At 69.0% G+C, this 20,347-nt stretch carries 18 protein-coding genes and 1 rRNA gene; 12 read left to right on the top strand and 7 right to left on the bottom strand.

From position 1 onward, the window contains the following. The first annotated feature begins 62 nt into the window (after positions 1-62). Positions 63-179: ribosomal RNA gene (gene rrf / locus ACIP5T_RS18810) — 5S ribosomal RNA — on the top strand. Positions 180-323: 144 nt separating this feature from the next. Here the strand turns inward: rrf and ACIP5T_RS18805 are convergent. Next, positions 324-1,061 carry an IclR family transcriptional regulator gene (locus ACIP5T_RS18805; RefSeq protein ID WP_400867026.1) on the bottom strand — a complete coding sequence of 246 codons (738 nt, stop codon included), beginning with the start codon at positions 1,059-1,061 and terminating at the stop codon, positions 324-326. Positions 1,062-1,152: 91 nt separating this feature from the next. On the opposite strand from ACIP5T_RS18805, the gene hutH reads away from it, so the two are divergent. From hutH to ACIP5T_RS18785, 4 genes are read left to right on the top strand one after another with little or no spacing between them, the layout of a single operon-like run. Then, on the top strand, positions 1,153-2,694 hold the full coding sequence (hutH, locus tag ACIP5T_RS18800; RefSeq protein WP_400866967.1) for a histidine ammonia-lyase: 1,542 nt from the start codon (positions 1,153-1,155) through the stop codon (positions 2,692-2,694). Next, positions 2,687-4,399, top strand: coding sequence for a urocanate hydratase (gene hutU, locus ACIP5T_RS18795; protein ID WP_400866964.1), 1,713 nt, complete (start codon positions 2,687-2,689; stop codon positions 4,397-4,399). The genes hutH and hutU overlap by 8 nt, the downstream gene beginning before the upstream one ends. Then, positions 4,396-5,613 (top strand): imidazolonepropionase, encoded by a 1,218-nt coding sequence (hutI, locus tag ACIP5T_RS18790; protein ID WP_400866962.1) that lies wholly within the window; start codon positions 4,396-4,398, stop codon positions 5,611-5,613. The genes hutU and hutI overlap by 4 nt, the downstream gene beginning before the upstream one ends. Beyond that, positions 5,597-6,502 carry an arginase family protein gene (locus ACIP5T_RS18785; protein WP_400866959.1) on the top strand — a complete coding sequence of 302 codons (906 nt, stop codon included), beginning with the start codon at positions 5,597-5,599 and terminating at the stop codon, positions 6,500-6,502. The genes hutI and ACIP5T_RS18785 overlap by 17 nt, the downstream gene beginning before the upstream one ends. A 9-nt stretch (positions 6,503-6,511) precedes the next feature. On the opposite strand, the gene ACIP5T_RS18780 is transcribed toward ACIP5T_RS18785, so the two are convergent. The 3 genes from ACIP5T_RS18780 to ACIP5T_RS18770 form a co-directional block, all read right to left on the bottom strand. Next, positions 6,512-6,940: an HAAS signaling domain-containing protein gene (locus tag ACIP5T_RS18780; RefSeq protein ID WP_400866956.1), complete on the bottom strand. Its 429-nt coding sequence runs from the start codon at positions 6,938-6,940 to the stop codon at positions 6,512-6,514. Further along, positions 6,937-7,281: a PadR family transcriptional regulator gene (locus ACIP5T_RS18775; protein ID WP_400866953.1), complete on the bottom strand. Its 345-nt coding sequence runs from the start codon at positions 7,279-7,281 to the stop codon at positions 6,937-6,939. The genes ACIP5T_RS18780 and ACIP5T_RS18775 overlap by 4 nt, the downstream gene beginning before the upstream one ends. A gap of 76 nt (positions 7,282-7,357) precedes the next feature. Then, entirely contained in the window at positions 7,358-8,635 is a 1,278-nt protein-coding gene (locus ACIP5T_RS18770; protein WP_400866950.1) for a DUF445 domain-containing protein, read from the bottom strand. A 76-nt stretch (positions 8,636-8,711) separates the two neighbouring features. On the opposite strand from ACIP5T_RS18770, the gene ACIP5T_RS18765 reads away from it, so the two are divergent. After that, positions 8,712-8,984: a metal-sensitive transcriptional regulator gene (locus tag ACIP5T_RS18765; RefSeq protein ID WP_042537810.1), complete on the top strand. Its 273-nt coding sequence runs from the start codon at positions 8,712-8,714 to the stop codon at positions 8,982-8,984. 18 nt (positions 8,985-9,002) lie between these two features. Here ACIP5T_RS18765 and ACIP5T_RS18760 read toward each other — a convergent pair whose 3' ends face one another. Next, positions 9,003-10,550 (bottom strand): amino acid permease, encoded by a 1,548-nt coding sequence (locus tag ACIP5T_RS18760; RefSeq protein ID WP_400866947.1) that lies wholly within the window; start codon positions 10,548-10,550, stop codon positions 9,003-9,005. A gap of 156 nt (positions 10,551-10,706) precedes the next feature. On the opposite strand from ACIP5T_RS18760, the gene ACIP5T_RS18755 reads away from it, so the two are divergent. Genes ACIP5T_RS18755 through ACIP5T_RS18735 form a run of 5 tightly spaced genes read left to right on the top strand, consistent with a single transcriptional unit; the run spans position 10,707 to position 15,727 of the window. Continuing rightward, positions 10,707-12,062: a glutamine synthetase family protein gene (locus ACIP5T_RS18755; RefSeq protein WP_400866944.1), complete on the top strand. Its 1,356-nt coding sequence runs from the start codon at positions 10,707-10,709 to the stop codon at positions 12,060-12,062. Next, positions 12,043-12,795, top strand: coding sequence for a gamma-glutamyl-gamma-aminobutyrate hydrolase family protein (locus tag ACIP5T_RS18750; RefSeq protein ID WP_400866942.1), 753 nt, complete (start codon positions 12,043-12,045; stop codon positions 12,793-12,795). Before ACIP5T_RS18755 ends, ACIP5T_RS18750 begins: the two co-directional genes overlap by 20 nt. Then, positions 12,792-14,153, top strand: coding sequence for an aldehyde dehydrogenase family protein (locus ACIP5T_RS18745; RefSeq protein WP_400866939.1), 1,362 nt, complete (start codon positions 12,792-12,794; stop codon positions 14,151-14,153). Before ACIP5T_RS18750 ends, ACIP5T_RS18745 begins: the two co-directional genes overlap by 4 nt. Before the next feature lie 31 nt (positions 14,154-14,184). Beyond that, positions 14,185-14,964, top strand: coding sequence for a 3-oxoacyl-ACP reductase (locus ACIP5T_RS18740; protein WP_400866936.1), 780 nt, complete (start codon positions 14,185-14,187; stop codon positions 14,962-14,964). A 34-nt stretch (positions 14,965-14,998) separates the two neighbouring features. After that, positions 14,999-15,727 carry a FadR/GntR family transcriptional regulator gene (locus ACIP5T_RS18735; RefSeq protein ID WP_400866933.1) on the top strand — a complete coding sequence of 243 codons (729 nt, stop codon included), beginning with the start codon at positions 14,999-15,001 and terminating at the stop codon, positions 15,725-15,727. Between the two features lie 50 nt (positions 15,728-15,777). On the opposite strand, the gene ACIP5T_RS18730 is transcribed toward ACIP5T_RS18735, so the two are convergent. Both ACIP5T_RS18730 and ACIP5T_RS18725 read right to left on the bottom strand, forming a co-directional pair. After that, entirely contained in the window at positions 15,778-17,166 is a 1,389-nt protein-coding gene (locus tag ACIP5T_RS18730) for an aspartate aminotransferase family protein (RefSeq protein ID WP_400866931.1), read from the bottom strand. Positions 17,167-17,202: 36 nt separating this feature from the next. Continuing rightward, positions 17,203-18,687: a CoA-acylating methylmalonate-semialdehyde dehydrogenase gene (locus tag ACIP5T_RS18725; RefSeq protein WP_400866928.1), complete on the bottom strand. Its 1,485-nt coding sequence runs from the start codon at positions 18,685-18,687 to the stop codon at positions 17,203-17,205. A gap of 98 nt (positions 18,688-18,785) precedes the next feature. On the opposite strand from ACIP5T_RS18725, the gene ACIP5T_RS18720 reads away from it, so the two are divergent. After that, entirely contained in the window at positions 18,786-20,324 is a 1,539-nt protein-coding gene (locus tag ACIP5T_RS18720) for a PucR family transcriptional regulator ligand-binding domain-containing protein (protein ID WP_400866925.1), read from the top strand. Positions 20,325-20,347 lie beyond the last annotated feature (23 nt).

The raw sequence follows: 20,347 nt of genomic DNA, 5'->3' as shown, positions 1-20,347 counted from the left end.
TACGGTCGAGAACCGCATGACAATGACTTTGTTATGTGTTTTGATTGAAACATCTATAGTGTTTCGGCGGCCATAGCGTGAGGGAAACGCCCGGTCACATTCCGAACCCGGAAGCTAAGCCTCACAGCGCCGATGGTACTGCAGGGGGGACCCTGTGGGAGAGTAGGACACCGCCGGACTTCTTTTAGACAGAAAAGCCACCCAATGTTGGGTGGCTTTTCTGCGTTAACGTGCGCACACGACAGATGCCGGGCGTACAGGACACGTGATGCTCGCGGTCGGCGATCGACGCCATACGTCTCGCCTCACGCATGACGCTCGAGTCACCGCTTGAGTCGTGATTCGAGCACCGCCGCCGTCTCGTGTACAGCCTCTGCGAGGGTGCTCTCGTCGAGATCCGCTCCCGCCCAGGTCACGGCCACAGCTGCGACGGGCCAGCCGGCGTGATCGCAGACCACCGCGCCGACGCTGCGCAGGCCCTCCGCCACCTCGCTGTCCTCGGTCGCATAGCCTCGTACCCGCACCGTGCGGAGCACTTCGCGCAGTTGGCTCGGCGTGCGCGGCCCCAACCCGGTGCGATCGGGAAACGCTGAGGCACTCGGGTAGAGGGCGCGCACCTGCTCTCGGGGGAGCGCCGCCAGCATCGCCCTACCCGATGCCGTCAGGTGTGCGGGAAGCCGAACTCCGACGTCCGTGATCAGGGCCTGACGCCGTGGCGCCCGCTCCTCGACGATGTAGAGCACGTCGCCGCCGCTCATCACCGCGAGGTGGGCGCTTTCACCGAGCCTGTCCGACAGCGCCGCGACGAGAGGACGCCCGAGACGCGCGAGCGGCTGCTGCCTCGCGTATCCGCCGGCGAGCTCGAAGGCAGACGTTCCGAGTCCCCAGCGCCGATCCTCTTTCATGTGCAGCACGAAGCCGTGCGCCGCGAGGGTCGTGAGCAGGTGATACACCGTCGATCGGGGCAGCTCGAGTTCCCGGGCGATCGCCGATGCCGCGACCGGTGCGGGTCGCCCGGCGAGATAGCGCAGGATCCGCAGGGTGTTGTCGGCCGCGGGCACCTGCACGGCGGCATCCGATGTGTCTGGGATCACAGACACAGGATCCCATGAACCGCTGTCGCCCGCGACCCGGCGGGTGTGGAATCGAGACATGACCGAACTGCTCCCCGTCCTCGTCGGCGATGCCCCCCTGAGCCACGCCGATGTCGTCGCGGTCGCTCGCCACGACGCTCCCGTCACGATCAGCCCCGCAGCTCTCGGTCGGGTCGACGAGACCCGCCGCGTGATCGACGGCCTCGCTGCCGACCCCCATCCGCACTACGGCGTCTCCACCGGATTCGGCGCACTCGCCACGACCTTCATCGCTGCGGATCGCCGGCTGCAGCTGCAGGCGAGCCTCATCCGCTCGCACGCCGCCGGCACGGGCGCCGAGGTCGAGCGCGAGGTCGTGCGCGGACTCCAGCTGCTGCGCCTGCAGACCCTGACATCGGGGCGCACGGGCGTCCGCCCCGTCGTCGTCGAGACGTATGCCGCGCTGCTGAACGCGGGCATCACACCGATCGTTCGTGAGTACGGCTCGCTCGGTTGCTCCGGCGATCTCGCGCCGCTCGCGCACATCGCGCTCGCGACGATGGGAGAGGGCGACGTCCGCGACGCGGAAGGACAGCTCATCCCGGCGTCCGATGCTCTGGCAGCTGTCGGCATCGAGCCGCTCACTCTCGTCGAGAAGGAGGGCCTCGCTCTCATCAACGGCACTGATGGGATGCTGGGCATGCTGGTGCTCGCGCTGCACGATCTCGAGACGCTGCTGATCACCGCCGACATGGCCGCGGCGATGTCGGTGGAGTCGCAGATGGGGACGGATGCCGTGTTCGCGGCCGATCTCATGGCACTGCGCCCACAGTCCGGCCAGGCTGAATCAGCGTCGAACCTGCGGTCGTTCCTGCGTGAATCGCCGATCGTGCACAGCCATAAGGGCCCCGAAGACGGCCGGGTGCAGGACGCGTACTCGCTGCGCTGCTCGCCTCAGGTCCACGGAACCGCGCGCGACACGATGGGCTACGCCTCGACCATCGCCGAGCGCGAACTCGCGAGCGTGATCGACAACCCGGTCATCACCCTCGACGGCCGCATCGAGTCGAACGGCAACTTCCACGGTGCACCGGTCGCGGCCGTCCTGGACTTCCTGGCGATCTCCGTCGCCGACGTCGCCTCGATCTCGGAGCGTCGCACAGACCGCGCACTCGATCCGGCACGCAACCACGGCCTCCCGCCGTTCCTGGCAGACGAGGTCGGCGTCGACTCGGGGCTGATGATCGCTCAGTACGCCTCCGCAGGCATCGTCTCCGAGCTCAAGCGCCTCGCCGTGCCGGCATCCGTCGATTCGATCCCGTCATCGGCGATGCAGGAGGACCACGTGTCGATGGGGTGGGCTGCCGCCCGCAAGCTCCGTCGGGCGATCGATGGACTGGGTCGCGTCATCGCGATCGAGATCCTCACCGGCGCCCGCGCGCTCGACCTGCGTGCTCCGCTGCAGGCAGGCCCCGCCACGGGAGCCGTGCGCGACCTGGTGCGCACCGTCGCCGCGGGTCCCGGCCCCGATCGATTCCTCTCCCCAGACATGGAAGCCGTGACCGCACTCGTGCAGTCCGGCGCAATCGCCCGCATCGCAAAGGAGCACGCGCATGACTGACACCACGACGCCAGGCACGACGACGACGACCCCCACGACGACCCCGACCACGACCGCGTCGGGACCGCGCGTGGTCCGCGCCGCCCGCGGCAATCAGCGCACGGCCAAGAGCTGGGGCGCCGAGGCCGCCAAGCGGATGCTGATGAACAACCTCGATCCCGAGGTGGCCGAGCACCCCGAAGACCTCGTGGTCTACGGCGGCACCGGCAAGGCCGCGCGCAGCTGGGAGGCGTACGACGCGATCGTCCGCACCCTCGACGAACTGGAACCCGACGAGACTCTGCTCGTGCAGTCGGGAAAGCCGGTCGGCGTCTTCCGCACGCACGAGTGGGCACCCCGCGTGCTGATCGCGAACTCGAACCTCGTGGGTGACTGGGCGACCTGGCCCGAGTTCCGCAAGCTCGAAGAGCTCGGCCTGATCATGTACGGCCAGATGACCGCCGGGTCGTGGATCTACATCGGAACCCAGGGGATTCTGCAGGGCACCTATGAGACCTTCTCCGCCGTCGCTCGCTCGCTCGGCCGGGACTCGCTCAAGGGCACGTTGACCCTCACCGGCGGTGCCGGTGGAATGGGCGGCGCGCAGCCGCTCGCCGTCACGCTCAATGACGGGGTCGTGCTGATCGTCGATGTCGACGAGTCGCGCCTCGCACGCCGGGTGCAGCACGGCTACCTCGACGAGTACACGAGCGACCTCGATGCGGCCGTCGCCCGGGTCGTCGCAGCCAAGCAGGCCGGCGAGGCGCTCTCGGTCGGCATCGTCGGCAACGCGGCGGAGGTCTTCCCCGAGCTGCTGCGCCGGGGCGTGCCGATCGACATCGTCACCGACCAGACCAGCGCTCACGACCCGCTCGCCTACCTGCCTGTCGGCATCAGCGTCGCGGAGTGGAAGGCCGAGGCCGAGCGCGATGCCGAGGAGTTCACCCGTCGCGCTCGCGAGTCGATGGCGCAGCACGTCGCCGCTATGGTCGCGTTCCAGGACGCGGGGGCCGCGGTCTTCGACTACGGCAACTCGATCCGGGCCGAGGCACAGTTGGGCGGCTGCGACCGCGCGTTCGAGTTCCCCGGGTTCGTGCCGGCATACATCCGTCCGCAGTTCGAAGAGGGCCGCGGGCCCTTCCGGTGGGCCGCACTCTCGGGCGACCCCGAGGACATCTACAAGACCGACCGTGCGATCGCCGAGCTGTTCCCCGAAGACAAGGCTCTGCACCGCTGGCTCGAGAAGGCGGGCGAGAAGGTGCACTTCGAGGGCCTGCCCGCCCGCATCTGCTGGCTCGGCTATAAGGAGCGTCACCTCGCCGGTCTCAAGTTCAACGAGATGGTCGCCTCGGGTGAGCTCTCGGCACCGATCGTGATCGGCCGCGACCACCTCGACTCGGGTTCGGTCGCGTCACCGTACCGTGAGACCGAGGCCATGAAGGACGGTTCGGATGCGATCGCCGACTGGCCGCTGCTGAACGCACTGCTCAACACGGCATCCGGAGCGTCATGGGTGTCTCTGCACCACGGCGGCGGTGTCGGAATCGGGCGCTCGATCCACGCGGGCCAGGTCAGCGTCGCGGACGGCTCGGCGCTGGCCGCCGAGAAGCTCGAGCGCGTGCTGACCAATGACCCCGGCACCGGAGTCATGCGCCATGTCGATGCGGGATACGAGCACGCTCGGGAGATCGCCCGTGAGCGCGGCCTCAAGGTGCCGATGCTGTGAGCACCTCGCTGATCACGAACATCGGCGAGCTGACGACCAACGTCGGCTCCTCTGACGGCGACCGCTGCGGCACGCTGCACGATGCCGCGGTGCTCATCGACGGCGGGCGGATCGCCTGGGTCGGATCGGCGGACGCCGCACCTGTGTCCGACGAGATCATCGATGCCGGTGGTCGCGCGGTCATCCCCGGGTTCGTCGACAGCCACAGCCACCTCGTATTCGGCGGAGACCGTGCCGCCGAGTTCGAGGCCCGGATGGCCGGTCAGAAGTACGCCGCGGGTGGCATCCGCTCGACCGTCGCCGCGACGCGAGCGGCGAGCGACGATGAACTGCGCGTGCGACTGCGGGGATTCATCGCCGAGATGCGCGCCCAGGGAACCACGACGGTCGAGATCAAGAGCGGATACGGGCTCAGCGCCGCGGTTGAAGAGCGGCTCGTGAGACTCGCCGCCGAGGTCACGCCGGAGGTCACCTTCCTCGGGGCGCACGTGGTGCCGGCGGAGTACGCCGACCGGGCGGACGAGTACGTCGACCTGGTCACGGGGCCGATGCTCGACGCGTGCGCGCCGCACTCGAAGTGGATCGACGTGTTCTGCGAGACCGGGGCGTTCTCGGTCGAGCAGTCCAGGCGGGTGCTCGAGGCGGGAATCACGAAGGGCCTCCTGCCCCGAGTGCACGCGAGTCAGCTGGGCCCGGGCGATGGAGTGCGCCTCGCCGTCGAGCTCGGCGCCGCCTCCGTCGACCACGGCACCTACCTGACCGATGCCGATATCGCCGCGCTCGCCGCGTCCGACACCGTGCTCACCCTGCTGCCCGGAGTGGAGTTCTCGACCAGGCAGCCGTATCCGGATGCGCGTCGACTCATCGACGCGGGCGTCACCGTGGCGATCGCGTGCGACACGAACCCGGGGTCGAGCTTCACCTCGTCGATGCCGTTCTGCATCGCGATCGCCGTGCGCGACATGGGCATGACACCCGCCGAAGCGGTGTGGGCGGCGACCGCGGGTGGCGCCCTGGCGCTGCGGCGCGACGACGTCGGTGTGATCACCCCGGGTGCGCGCGCCGACCTCGTGCTGCTGAAGGCGCCAACGCGCATCCATCTCGCGTATCGACCGGGAGTGCCGCTCGTCGATCAGGTGTGGAAGGACGGTGTCGCGGTCTTCGCTGCGCCCGCGACGACTTCGGGAACGGAGAACCATGGCTCTCTCTCATGATGACCTCTGGCCCCGTGCCGGATCCTGGCCCGCCTTCGCCGCTGGAGACGACGCGGATGCCGTGCTGGTCGGCGTCCCGACCTGGCGCACCTCGCTCTCGCCGACCGGCGCGCATGCGACGCCTGCGGCGATCCGGGAGGCGCTGACCCGATACAGCGCGACGCTCATGGGTCCGCCGGTCGTAGACCTCGGCGAGGCGCTGCGCGTGCTCGACGCCGGGGATGTGACAGAGCCCGACGGGGAGGCCGGTGTCGCGGCGAGCGTCGCACGCGTGCACGAGCTCGCCGAATCCGCGCGTCTCGTGATCGCGCTCGGCGGGGACAACGCGCTGACCTACCCGGTCGCGCGGGGAGCCGGAGCCACCGGACTGATCACCATCGATGCGCACTTCGACCTGCGCGACGGGATCTCGAACGGATCGCCCGTGCGGCGGCTGATCGAGGATGCACCCGACGGCGAGCGGATCGACCCGACGCGGATCGTCCAGATCGGCATCGCGGACTTCGCGAACTCCGCGGCTTATGCCGCGCGCGCAGCCGGGTGGGGCATCCGGGTGATCACCCTCGACGAGGTGCGCCGCCGCGGGATCTCCGAGGTCGTCGCGGAGGCGACGAGCATCGCCGGAGCGGGTGCCGCCCCCCGCATCCACCTGGACGTCGACGTCGACGCCGCCGATCGCGCCGCAGCGCCCGGCTGCCCGGCATCCGTCCCCGGTGGGTTCGCCGCGTGGGAGCTGCGCGCGCTCGTCCGTTCGCTCGTCGCGGATCCGCGGGTCGTGAGCGCCGACATCGCCGAGGTCGACGCCACCGCCGACACCGACGACATGCGAACGGTCAGACTCGCGGCGCTCTGCGTGCTCGAGATGCTCGCGGCTCTCGCCACGCGCTGACCGCGGCTGCTATCCGCGCACTCTCCACGACGCCCGGCGTCGGCGCGACTCCGTCACCATGAACGTCAGGAGCGCGACAAGGCCCAGGAGGCAGAACGTGCCCAGCGTGAGTCGGATGCTCGGCGCCCACCCCCACAGCTGCATCGACGGATCCATCAGCCCGAAGACGCCGCTCAGCAACAGGAATCCGGCTCCGGCGCCGAGCAGGCCCGAAAGCGCCACGAGCCCCCACAGCATCCTGCGCGTCCACGATCGAGGGGCGAACTGGTCTGCATAGTGCTCGGGCGAACCGAAGGTCTCGAGCGGGTCCTCGCCGGATTCCGCGAGGTGGCTCCGCACCTCCCGCACGATGAGATCCACCTCATCGCTCGGCACGTCGCGCAGTTCGAGCTCGTCCTCGAGGGCCGTGCCGTAGTCATCGTCCCGTGTGCCGCTCATCGTGACTCCTTCTTCTCGCCGAGGACTGCCATCGTCCGGGTGGTGAAATCCGCCCAGGCAGCCCGGTGTTCATCGAGCGAGTGTCTGCCCGCGTCTGTGACCGAGTAGTACTTGCGTCCCGGCCCTCCGTCGCCATCCCGCCAGGTCGAGGCGAGCGAGCCGTCCTGTTCGAGCCGAGCGAGCAGCGGGTAGAGCGTGCTCCCCTTGACGGTGCCGAAACCTGCGGCCGCAAGACGCTGCGCGATCAGATAGCCGTAGGCGTCCTCATCGCTCACGAGAGCGAGCACGGCCGCGGGGAGCGCGGCCCGGGCCCACTCGCTGGGCCACTCGATCGATTCCATGACTAGATCATGACACGGACTAGTCAGAATCTCTACCTAGTGGCCGAACACGAATCGATACAGACCTGCGGGAACCTCAGACGCCGGGGATCAGCAGGTGCGCGATCGTGAAGATCGCGAGGCCCGCGAGCGCGCCCACGAAGGTGCCGTTGAGGCGGATGTACTGCAGGTCGCGGCCGACCATGAGCTCGATCTTCTCGGTGGTCTCGACCGGGTCCCAGCGCTCGACGGTGTCGGTGATGATCGACGCGATGTCGTGGCGGTAGCGGTCGACGAGGAAGACGGCGGCATCCGACACCCAGGTGTCGACGCGGTGCTGCAGCGCGGCATCCGTCGTCAGCCTGTCGCCGACCTCCTGCAGGGCCTGAGCCGCGCGGACCCGCAGCCCGCTCTCGGGGTCGGCGAGGGCGGTGAGCAGTCCGTTCTTGGCGGTGTTCCACGCTTCAGCCGCGAGAGCGCCGACTCGGGGGCTGTCGAAGAGCGACGACTTGGCGTTCTCGAGCTTCGCCCTGGTCGCCGGGTCGTTCTGCAGGCTGTCGGCCAGACGGGCGAGGTATCCGTCGACGGCGATGCGGGCCGGATGCTTCGGGTCGGCCTGCACGGCGCGCACGAACTTGACCGCCTCGTTGTAGGCGGTGTCGTCGACGAACCGGTGCGCGAGCTTCGGCACCCACCCGGGGAGCCGTCGCGAGATGAGCCCCGAGAAGGACTCGGCGTTGGCGTCCAACCAGCGGGCGATGCTGTCGGCGGCGAGATCGACGGCTCCGTGGTGGGCGTCTGCCTCGACGATCTTCTCGAGCCAGGCGCCGGCGGGCGGTCCCCACTCGGGGGAGACGAGGTGCTCGCGCGCGAGGTCGGTGATGAGGTCGCGCACGTCGTCATCGCTCAGGGCGTTGAGAACGGCGGTCGCGATCGTCGCTCCCTCGGCGCCCACGCGCTCGGCGTGGGCGGGCTCGCTCAGCCATTCGCCGGCGCGCTTGGCGATCGCGGTGCTGGCGAGCTTGGTGCGCACGACGCTCGCCTCGAGGAAGTTCGTCTCGACGAACTCGCCCAGCGTGCGGCCGATCTCGTCCTTGCGGTTCGGGATGATCGCAGTGTGCGGAATCGGCAGTCCGAGCGGCCTACGGAACAGCGCCGTCACAGCGAACCAATCGGCGAGGGCGCCGACCATCCCGCCCTCTGCCGCTGCCCGGACGTAGCCCAGCCACGGCTGCCGCTCCTGGAACGCGAACGCGAAGACGAAGACGACGGCCATGAAGATCAGCGCGCCGAGCGCCACGGCCTTCATGCGTCGGAGGGCGCGAAGTCGTTCCTGGTCTGCGGGCGACAGGAGCTCCATCGGGGTTCGCGGCATGACGTCATCCTTTCACGGGGAGTCCTCCGTGAGGTCGGCGAGCACCACCATCGCAGGACACGAGTACCCTCGAAACGTGATCGAAGACATCAAGAAGCGTGCACTGCACCGCACCAGCATCCTCGAGGGTCAGATGCGCGGCGTCGCGCGGATGATCGAGAACGAGGAGTACTGCATGGACATCATCACGCAGTCCCGCGCGATCCAGCGCTCACTGGAGTCGCTCAACCGCCTGCTGCTCGAGAACCACCTGCGCACGCACGTGACGCACATGTTCGACGAGGGTGGGGAGGAGCGCGACAAGGCCGTCGACGAGCTGCTCAAGGCGTTCGACTTCGACCGAAAGTAGAGCCGCGCTCCTCTCGCGTCACCGCTTGCCGTCGAAGACCTCGCCCTCCATCGCGTCGTAGCCCTCGGCCTGCGGGTCGCCGTGCGAACCGCCCGACAGCGCGTATTCCTCTTCGGGCGAGAGGATGAGACGGTGCCGGAAGAACAGGCCGAATCCGAGCAGAATGATCGCGTAGACGATCGCGATCGCGATGATCGCCGGGCCGAACGTCGGGTTCAGCAGGAATCCCACGAAGATCAGCACGGCGATCACGAGTGCGATCACTGCGCCGGGGATGCCCCACGGGCTGACGTACGGGCGGTCGACGTTCGGGAACTTCTTGCGCAGGATGATGAACGACACGAGCTGCAGCCCGTAGGCGACGACCGCGCCCCAGACAGCGATGTTCAGCACGATCGCACCGGCGACGGTGCCCGCGCCCTCGGAGTCGACGGCGGTGAGCACGTCGAGCACGATCAGGGCGACGAAGCCGATCGCGGCCCCGACCGTGAGGGCGACCCACGGCGTCTGGCGTTTGCCGGTGAGTGAGAGGAAGCGCGGGTAGTACCCGGCGCGAGACAGCGAGTACATGTTGCGTCCGTAGGCGAACATGATGCCCTGCAGCGAGGCGAGCAGGCCGATCAGCGCGAACAGGGCGAGCACGGCGGCGAGCTGGTCGCCGACGATCGCGCGGAAGCCGTCGAGCAGAGGCTCGCCGGCCGTGCCCGTCGCATCGGCGCCGAGCACGCCGGTGTTCAGGAACAGCACCAGGAGGCCCGTGACGATGAGGGTGCCGCGAGCCCAGAATCCCGCCTTGGGGATGTCACGCGTCGGGTTGTGCGACTCTTCCGCAGCGAGCGGGAGCTCTTCGATGCCCAGGAAGAACCACATCGCGAACGGCAGGGCGAACAGGATCGGCAGGACGCCGTGGGGGAGGAAGGTCGACTGGCCCTCGTCGGGGACGATGTCCCACAGCGCGTCCCACGAGAACGCGCCCGAGAAGATCGCCATGGCCGAGAACACCAGGATGATGCCGATCGAGATCACCGACACGATGATCGCGAAGCGGAACGAGATGGCAGCGCCCGCGGAGTTCAGGGCGATGAAGACGATGTAGAGGATGAGGTACCAGACCCATCCCGGTAGCTCGAGGCCGAGCAGCTCGCTCGTGATGCCGTTGGCATACGACGCCGAGAAGTAGACGATCACCGCCGTGGTCGCGACGTACTCGATGGTCTCCGCGGCACCAGTGACGAGGCCGCCCCAGGGGCCCATGGCGGAGCGCGCGAACGAGTAGGCCCCGCCGGTGTGCGGCATCGCGGCCGCCATCTCACCGATCGCGAAGATCATCCCGTAGTACATCGCGACGAGGATGGCGAAGGCGATGAGCATCCCGCCGAAGCCCGCGAACTCGATGCCGAAGTTCCATCCCGAGAAGTCGCCCGAGATCACCGCGGCGACGGCGAGACCCCACAAGCCCCAGACTCCGGCCGACCTCTTCAGGGTGCGTTTCTCGAAATAGTCACTCCCGGCGCGTGTATAGGTCGCTCCGGCGACCTTGCGGGATTCATTGCTCTGCTGGGACATCCGCTCTCCGTTCGCATGCGTGCAGGCGCCGGGTGCACCTTGCGGACGATTGTGACAGTCAATGGTGGTTTCGTCTACCTTTAAACCTCGAGGTGATCTACTCTGAGGGCGAAGCCGGTCGGCCGATCGCTTCACGGCACGAGAACGGAGCGTCACATGGCGGGCAACCTGAGCATCGAACAGCTGGATGCCGGCATCGCCGCCGGCGAGATCGACACGGTGATCGTGGCCTTCGCGGATGCGCAGGGGCGACTGGTCGGCAAACGCGTGTCGGCGCGACTGTTCCAGGAGGACATCCTGGCTCACGGAGCCGAGGCCTGTGACTACCTGCTCTCCGTCGACGTCGACATGAACACGGTCGACGGCTACGCGATGTCGGGCTGGGACCGCGGATATGGCGACATGGTGCTCAAGCCCGACGCCGAGACGCTGCGCAACATCCCCTGGCTCGACGGCACGGTGCTCGTCATGGCCGACCTCGTCTGGCAGAACGGCGAACCGGTCGGGCCCTCGCCCCGCGCGATCCTCGACCGGCAGCGCGACCGTCTCGCCGAGCGGGGCTGGACCGCGTACTCGGGCACGGAGCTCGAGTTCATCGTCTTCGACAACACCTACCGCGACGCCTGGGCGCGCAAGTACGAGGGCCTGACGCCCGCGACCGACTACAACGTCGACTACAACCTGCTCGCCTCGACGCGCATGGAGCCGTTGCTGCGCGACATCCGCAACAGCATGGACGGCGCCGGTCTGTACTGCGAGGGAGTGAAGGGCGAGTGCAACTTCGGTCAGCAGGAGATCGCATTCCGCTATGCGGAGGTACGAGAGACCGCCGACCAGCACGCGATCTACAAGAACGGGGCGAAGGAGATCGCTGAGCAGCATGGCCAGGCGCTCACGTTCATGGCCAAGTTCAACGAGCGCGAGGGCAACAGCTGTCACATCCACCTGTCGCTGCGGGATGAGTCGGGCGCCCCGGTCATGGCGGGAGACGGCGAGCATGGCTTCAGCCCGGTGATGGAGCACTGGATCGCTGGGATCCTCGCGACGCTGCGGGAGTTCACCCTGCTGCTCGCGCCCAACATCAACTCGTACAAGCGCTTCGCGAAGGGCAGCTTCGCCCCCACCGGCGTCGCCTGGGGCATCGACAACCGCACGTGCGCGCTGCGCGTCGTCGGGTCGGGCTCGGGGCTGAGGGTCGAGAACCGCGTGCCCGGCGGAGACGTGAATCCCTACCTCGCCATCTCGGCGATCATCGCCGGTGGCCTGCACGGCATCGAGAACGAGCTGCCGCTGCCCGAGCGGTTCACCGGCAACGCGTACGAGGCGGGCGTCGACCATCTGCCCACGACTCTTCGTGAGGCGGCGAAGGTCTTCAGCGAATCGACCATCGCGCGTGCGGCCTTCGGCGATGACGTCGTCGAGCACTACCTGAACCAGGCCCGCATCGAGGTCGAGGCCTACGACGCGGCCGTCACCGACTGGGAGCGCATCCGTGGCTTCGAGCGCCTCTGACCCCGCGCCGCTGATCGGCGTGACCACGTACCTCGAGCGCGCGCAGCAGGGGGTCTGGGATGTCCGCGCGGCGTTCCTGCCCGAGCAGTACCTCACGAGTGTGACCTCCGTCGGCGGCATCGCGCTTCTTCTTCCCCCGCAGGATCCGGATGCTGCGGATGCGGCGATCTCGGGCATGGACGGCCTCGTGCTCTCCGGCGGCGCCGACGTCGCCCCCGAGCTGTACGGCGAGGACCGGCATCCGCTCACCGACCCCGCCAGGGTCGATCGCGATGCGTGGGAGATCGCCCTCTTCCAGGCGGCGGAGCGCCGCGGCATCCCGGTGCTCGCGATCTGTCGTGGTCTGCAGCTCGTGAACGTCGCCCGCGGCGGCACCCTGCAGCAGCATCTGCCCGAATCGCTCGGCACGGAGAAGTACCGCATCGGCGGAGGTGTCTTCGCCGAGAACGACGTCGAGGTGTCGACCGAGACGCCGCTCGCCGACATCATCGGTGAGACCGAGATGCGGGTGCACAGCTACCACCACCAGGGCGTCGATCGCCTGGGCGAGGGGCTGGTCGCGGCGGCGCACTCCGACGACGGACTCGTGCAGGCCTTCGTCGACACGTCGGCCGGTCACATCGTCGGCGTCCAATGGCACCCCGAGGAGAACGCCGAGGATCGGCGACTCTTCACCGATCTCGTCTCACAGGCCCGTGCGTTCGCCGCACGGCGGAAGGAGGACGCCCGATGAGCGCGTTCACAGTCATCAACCCGTCGACCGGCGCGGCGATCCGCGAGGTCACGCGCGCCGACATCGCAGAGACGGATGCCGCGATCGCGCGCGCCGTCTCGGCTCAGCGCCGGTGGGCGGCGCTCGCACCCGTCGCGCGGGCCGATGCGCTGCGTGCCTTCGCGCGCACGGTCGAGGCCGCGGTCGAAGAGCTGGCGCAGCTCGAAGTGCTGAATTCCGGGCATCCGATCGGCTCTGCCCGGTGGGAAGCCGGTCACGTCGCCCAGGTGCTCAACTACTACTCGGCCGATCCCGAACGTCTCTCGGGTCGGCAGATCCCGGTGGCCGGCGGTCTCGATGTCACCTTCCACGATCCGTACGGCGTGGTCGGCGTCATCGTCCCGTGGAACTTCCCGATGACGATCGCGGCGTGGGCGTTCGCGCCGGCGCTCGCCGCAGGCAACGCCGTCGTGCTGAAGCCCGCCGAGCTCACTCCTCTGACGGCCATCCGACTCGGCGAGCTCGCCCTCGAGGCGGGCCTCCCCGAGGGGCTCTTCGAGGTCGTCACCGGCTCGGGTTCGGTCGTCGGGCAGCGGTTGGTCGAGCATCCGGATGTCCGCAAGGTCGTGTTCACCGGATCGACCGAGGTCGGTATCGAGGTCGCAGCAGGCTGCGCGCGTGCGCTGAAGCCGGTCACCCTGGAGCTCGGCGGCAAGAGCGCCAACATCGTCTTCGCCGACGCCGACCTCGAGAAGGCCGTCGCGGCCGTTCCCGGGTCGGTGTTCGACAATGCCGGGCAGGACTGCTGCGCGCGCAGCCGACTGCTCGTGCAGCGCTCGGTGTACGACCGGTTCCTCGAACTGCTCGAGCCGGCGGTCCGGGCGTGGCGAGTGGGGGACCCGTCGAGCGCGGATACCGACATGGGGCCGCTGATCTCGGCGGCGCACCGCGAGACGGTGTCCGGATTCCTCGACGACGCCGACATCGCGTTCCGGGGCAGCGCTCCCGAGGGCGACGGCTTCTGGTTCGCGCCGGCCGTGGTGTTGGCCGACCCCGCCGACCGGATCGCCCAGCAGGAGGTGTTCGGCCCCGTGGTCGCGGTGATGCCGTTCGACGACGAGGCCGATGCGATCCGGCTCGCGAACGACACCGCCTACGGCCTTGCGGGCTCGATCTGGACCGAGAGCCTCGGACGCGCGGTGCGCGTCTCGCGCGGAGTGCAGAGCGGCGTGCTGTCGGTGAACTCGCACTCCTCGGTGCGCTACGCGACGCCGTTCGGTGGCATGAAGGCCTCGGGACTCGGGCGGGAGCTCGGACCGGACGCCGCCGAGCACTTCACCGAGACGAAGAACGTCTTCTTCGCGACCGACGAATCCTGACCCGCATCCCCATCTGCAACGGAGAACACACATGACCATCGATCTGACCCAGCGCCTCAAGGACCGCGTCGCCATCATCACAGGCGGCGCGAGCGGCATCGGCTTCGCCACCGCCCAGCGGTTCGCCGCAGAAGGCGCATTCGTCGTCATCGCCGACGTCGACCCCGCCACGGGCGAAGCGGCGGCGGCCGAGGTGGGCGGAGCGTTCCGCCTCGTCGACGTCGCCGACGAGACCAAGGTGAACACACTCTTCGACGGCGTCGCCGAGGAGTTCGGTCGCATCGACATCGCGTTCAACAACGCGGGCATCTCACCCGCCGACGACGACTCGATCGAGACGACCGAGCTGCCGGCCTGGGATCGCGTGCAGGACGTCAATCTCAAGAGCGTCTACCTGTGCAGCCGTGCGGCACTTCGTCATATGGTGCCCGCGGGTCGAGGATCGATCATCAACACCGCCTCCTTCGTCGCGCTGCTGGGGTCGGCGACCTCGCAGATCAGCTACACCGCGTCGAAGGGCGGTGTGCTCGCCATGTCACGCGAGCTCGGTGTGCAGTTCGCACGACAGGGGGTGCGCGTGAACGCCCTGTGCCCCGGACCCGTCAACACCCCGCTGCTGCAGGAGCTCTTCGCCAAAGACCCCGAGCGCGCGCAGCGTCGACTCGTGCACGTGCCGATGGGACGCTTCGCCGAGCCGTCGGAGCTGGCCGCCGCGGTGGCCTTCCTCGCCTCGGACGACTCGTCGTTCATCACCGCGAGTGCCTTCGTCGTCGACGGCGGCATCACCAACGCCTACGTCACCCCGCTGTGAAGCGGGATCATGTCGCTGTGACAGGCTGAGAAGCATGAGCGAGCACCCTTCCGACGGCGATCTCGTCGAGGTGCGCCGGGCCGTCTACCGGCCCCTGCGCCGAGGCAACGCGCTCGAGGATGCGGTCGCTCGACTCGTGCAGACCATCCGTCTCGGCGTCGTCGCGCCAGGGGAGTCGCTGCCGCCGGAGCGTGAGCTCGCGGCATCCTTCGGTGTCAGCCGCGACACCGTGCGCGAGGCGATCCGTGAACTCGCCGACACCGGATACCTCGTGCCCAAACGCGGGCGATACGGCGGCACGTTCGTCGCCGACCCGCTGCCGCAGCCCTCGGATGCCGGGGCCGTGACCGCTGCCGAGTTCGACGACGTACTGGGTCTGCGTCGGGTGCTCGAGACCGGGGCGGTGCGGGCGGCCGCGAGCCGGACGCTGGATGCCGCGACCCGCGCCGACCTGTGGGCGCGGCATGAGGCCGCACTGCCCGCCGGGCCCGGGGAGTACCGCCGCCTCGACACCCTGCTGCACCTCGCGATCGCGGAGGCCGCCGGAATCCCCTCGCTCGTCGCTCTGGTCGCCGAGAATCGGGCCGACGTCAACGCGTGGCTCGACACGTTCCCGCTGATGCCGAGAAACATCCAGCACTCGGGCGAGCAGCACGAGCGCATCGTGACGGCGATCCTCGCCGGGCGCCCCGATGTCGCGGAGGCCGCGATGCGCGATCACCTCGCAGGTTCCGAGGCGCTGCTGCGCGGATTCCTGATCTGAATCCGCGCAGCAACGGCTGCACCTCACGGCACGGTCAGCTCACAGCACTTTCAGCTCGCTGCGGCCTCGTCGGCGACCGACAGGGCCTCATCGAGCACGGTGAGACCGCGCACGAGCTCCTCCTCGCTGATCACGAGTGGCGGCGCCACGTGCATGCGGTTGAAGTGCGTGAACGGCCAGACGCCGGCCTTCTTCGCGGCGGCGGCGAAGGCGGCGACGGGCGCAGCATCCGCTCCACTCGCGTTGAACGGCACGAGCGGCTCGCGCGTCTGCTTGTCGCGCACGAGCTCGACGGCCCAGAAGAGGCCGCGGCCGCGCACCTCTCCGACGCTCGGGTGGGTGTCGACCCATGAGCGCAGGGTCGGCTCGACGATGCGCTCGCCGAGGTCGCGCACGCGCTCGAGGATGCCGTCGCGACGGAACACCTCGAAGGTCGCGACACCGGCGGCGCACGCGAGCGGGTGGCCCGAGTAGGTCAGTCCGCCGGCGAAGGGCGTGGTGTCGAACGCCTTCGCGATGCGCTCCGAGATGACGACGCCGCCGAGCGGCACGTAGCCCGAGTTCACCCCCTTGGCGAAGGTGATGAGGTCGGGCCGGCCGTCGTAGGCGTCGATGCCGAACCACTCGCCGAGCCGGCCGAAGCCGACCATGACCTCATCCGCGATGTAGACGATGCCGTAGCGGTCGCACAGCTCGCGCACGCCCTGCAGGTAGCCGGGCGGCGGCACGAGCACTCCGTTGGTGCCGACCACGGTCTCGATGATGATCGCCGCGATGGTCTGCGGGCCTTCGAGCTGGATCGTCTGCTCGAGGTGGGCGAGTGCGCGCTCGGACTCCTGCTCCGGGGTCTCGGCGTGGAACGGCGAGCGATAGAGGTAGGGTCCGAAGAAGCGCACGGCTCCCGAGTCGGGAGTGCCGTTCGCCCATCGCCGAGGGTCACCCGTCAGAGAGATCGCGGTCGAGGTGGACCCGTGATAGCTGCGGTACATCGACAGCACCTTGTGGCGCCCCGTCGACTGACGGGCCATGCGCACCGCGTACTCGTTGGCCTCGGCGCCGCCGTTCGTGAAGAACACCTTCTCGAACCCCTCGGGCGCGACCTCGACGATCAGTCGGGCGAGCTCACCCCGCACGTCGTTCGCCATCGCGGGCTGGATGGTGGAGAGCCGCCCCGCCTGCTGCTGGATCGCTGCGACCAGATCGGGATGTTGGTGCCCGAGGTTGAGGTTCACCAGCTGACTCGAGAAGTCGAGGTAGGCGTTGCCGGCGTAATCCCAGAACGTCGAGCCCTCGCCCGCCGCGACGGGAAGCGGGTCGATCAGGCCCTGGGCGCTCCAGGAGTGGAAGACGTGGCCGCGGTCGTCGGCTCGAACCTGCGCCTCGGCTTCGGGGGCCGGGAGCGGATGCGATGCGCCGTGCCGGTCGATGAAGTTCGTCATGTCTCGTGTCTCAGTTCTCGGTGTCTGCTCGGGAGCTCAGTGGTTGCTCGGGAAGCCCAGGTCGATCTGCGAGGGCGTGTGGTCGGGCCAACGCGTGGTGACCACCTTCGACCGAGTGTAGAAGTGCACCGACTCGGGGCCGTAGATGTGCGAGTCGCCGAACAGCGAGTCCTTCCAGCCGCCGAACGAGTACGCGCCGATCGGCACGGGAATCGGCACGTTCACGCCGACCATTCCCACCTCGATGTCGAACTCGTACTGGCGGGCGGTGCCGCCGTCGCGCGTGAAGATCGCGGTGCCGTTGCCGTACGCATTCGCGTTGACCAGCTCGACGGCCTCGGCGTAGGTCTCGACGCGCACGACCGAGAGCACCGGTCCGAAGATCTCGTCGTCGTACACCTTCATGCCCGGGGCGACCTGGTCGATGAGACTGACTCCGATGAAGAAGCCCTCCGAGTCGAACTGCTTCGTCGTGCCGTCGACGACCACGGTGGCACCCTCGGCGGCCGCTCCGGTCACGTACGAGGCGACGCGGTCGCGGTGCTCGCGGGTGATGAGCGGACCCATCTCGCTCGCGGCATCCGTGCCGGCGCCGATCGAGAGTCCGTCGATGCGTGAGGCGATCGCGGCGACCAGGTCGTCGGCGATGTCACCCACTGCGACGAGCACCGAGACCGCCATGCAGCGCTCACCGGCCGAGCCGTAGGCGGCCGAGATCGCGGCATCCGCTGCGGCGTCGATGTCGGCATCCGGCATGACGACCATGTGGTTCTTGGCGCCGCCGAGCGCCTGGACGCGCTTGCCGGCGTTCGCCGCGCGCTGATAGATCGACCGGGCGATGGGGGTCGAGCCGACGAAGCTGATCGCGTTCACGCGCGGCGACTCGAGCAGAGCGTCGACGGCCTCCTTGTCGCCGTGCACGACGTTGAGCACACCATCGGGCAGACCCGCCTCCTGGAAGAGCTTCGCGATCCAGACGGCCGCCGAGGGGTCTTTCTCACTCGGCTTGAGCACGACCGTGTTGCCGCAGGCGATCGCTGAGGCGACCATCCACAGGGGCACCATAACGGGGAAGTTGAACGGGGTGATCGCGGCGACGACGCCGACCGGCTGCTTGACCGAGTGCACGTCGACGCCTCGCGAGACCTGCTCGCTGCGCTCGCCCTTGAGCAGGTGCACGAGGCCGGCGGCGAACTCGACGTTCTCGATGCCGCGCGACACCTCGCCCGCGGCATCCGAGAGCACCTTGCCGTGCTCCGAGGTGACGATCGCGGCGAGCTCGGGAGTGCGCTCCTTGAGCAGCTGACGCAGGCGGAAGAACACGTCGGCGCGCTTGATGAGGCTCGTCTCGCGCCAGGCGGGCAGAGCGGATGCCGCGGCGGCGATCGCCTCGCCGACCTCGCCCGTCGAGGCGAAAGCGACCTGCTTCGTCACCTCGCCGGTGGCGGGGTCGAAGACCTGACCCGTGCGTGCCGCCTCAGCGGTCTCTGCTCCATTGATGATGTGACGGACGATGTCCACGGGGCTCCCTCGCGGTGGGTGATCCGTATCGAACACTCTGACCGGGGTCCGATACGCTGGCTTTCTCCAATGATCACAGAGCGCGGGGAGCCGATCCGGTGTCAGACCGTAGCGAGATCGTGCGGAATCGGACAGATCGTCCGACCGGCGGCGTCTTCGTGAGCGTCGCGGACGTGCTGGCCGAGGCCGCGGTGCAGGCAGGAGAGCCCGACGTGCTCGTCGGCGGTGCGGCGCTCGATGCTGCGGTGCGCTGGGTGCACGTCTCCGACAGTGTCGGTGTCGCGCGGCTGCTCGACGGCGGCGAGCTGCTGCTGACGACCGGGGCCGGATGGCCCACCGACGATGCGGGGCTGCGCGACTTCGCGTCGAGCCTGCATCGGGCGGGCATCGCCGGGATCGTCTTCGAGGTCGGAACAGCTCGCGAGACCGTGCCGCAGCCCGTGGTCGACATCTGCGCGACCGTGGGACTCGCCCTCGTCGCTCTGACCCGCGAGGTGAAGTTCGTCGCCGTGACCGAGTCGGTGCACCACGCGCTGATCGCCGCCCAGACGCAGGCGCTGCACGAGCGACAGCGTCTGCACGAGCTGTTCACCGCTCTGAGCCTGCAGGGTGCTCCGGCCGATGTCGTGGTGGCTGAGACGGCTCGAGCGCTCGGCGCCCCGGTGATCCTCGAGAATCTCGCGCGCGAGGTGATCGCGACCGAAGCCCTCGGGATGCCGGTGGCTGAGGTTCTCGACGGCCGCATCGATGCCGAACAGGTGGCAGTTCAGGCGCGAGGCGTGCGCTGGGGAACGTTGCTCGCTCTGCCCGGCCCCGCGCACCCGGCGGGCCGACACACGGTGCTCGAGCAGGGCGCGACAGCCCTCGCATTCGGCTGCATCGCCGACGGCGGCGACGCCGAATGGTCGCTGCTCGCGCAGCGCGCCGTCATCGACGACCTCCTCGGCGCGCGTTTCGCGAGGGCGGACGACATCGACGCACGCCTGCGCGCAGGGGGTTTCACGCTCGCCGATCGTCAGTGCCACGGCATCGTGGCGCGGGGTGCGCGATCGATCAGCGAGCTCGCCTATCGTGCACGGCAGGCCGGATTCGCCGTCGCGGCCGCCCGAGTGGCAGACGACGATGTCGCGCTGCTGTCGCTGCCGGCATCCGCTGTCCTCTCCGACGAGGTGGTGCTGCGCATCGCCGGCGCCGATCGGGCCGTCTTCGTGGGGCCGGTCGCCGATGACGTCGTCGGACTTCTCGGCTCTCTGCGTGCCGCGCGCGACCTGGCCGACAGCGATCGGGCCGAGTCGGGTGCCCGAGTGCGCCGAGTCGACGACCGCCCGCTCGAACGGCTCGTCGCCACGCTGCGCGACGACCACCGACTGCACGAGCACAGCGAGCGGATGCTGGCGCCGCTCATCCGGCACGATCGGGAGCGCCGCGGCGACCTGCTCGATGTGCTCGCCGCCCTCGTCGCCCATCCGGGCAACCGCTCGGCGGCGGCCACGGCGAGTCAGCTGTCGCGGTCGGTCTTCTACCAGCGCCTCACGCTGATCGGCGACCTGCTCGGTGCCGATCTCGACGACGGCGAGACTCTCGCGGCACTCCACCTCGCACTCCTCGCGAGGCGGCGCACCGCGGCATCCGTCTGAGTCAGGACACCAGGGTCAGAGCA

Source organism: Microbacterium sp. NPDC088619 (genome assembly GCF_044752825.1).
Classification (GTDB): domain Bacteria; phylum Actinomycetota; class Actinomycetes; order Actinomycetales; family Microbacteriaceae; genus Microbacterium.
This window is presented reverse-complemented; position numbering and strand designations above follow the sequence as displayed.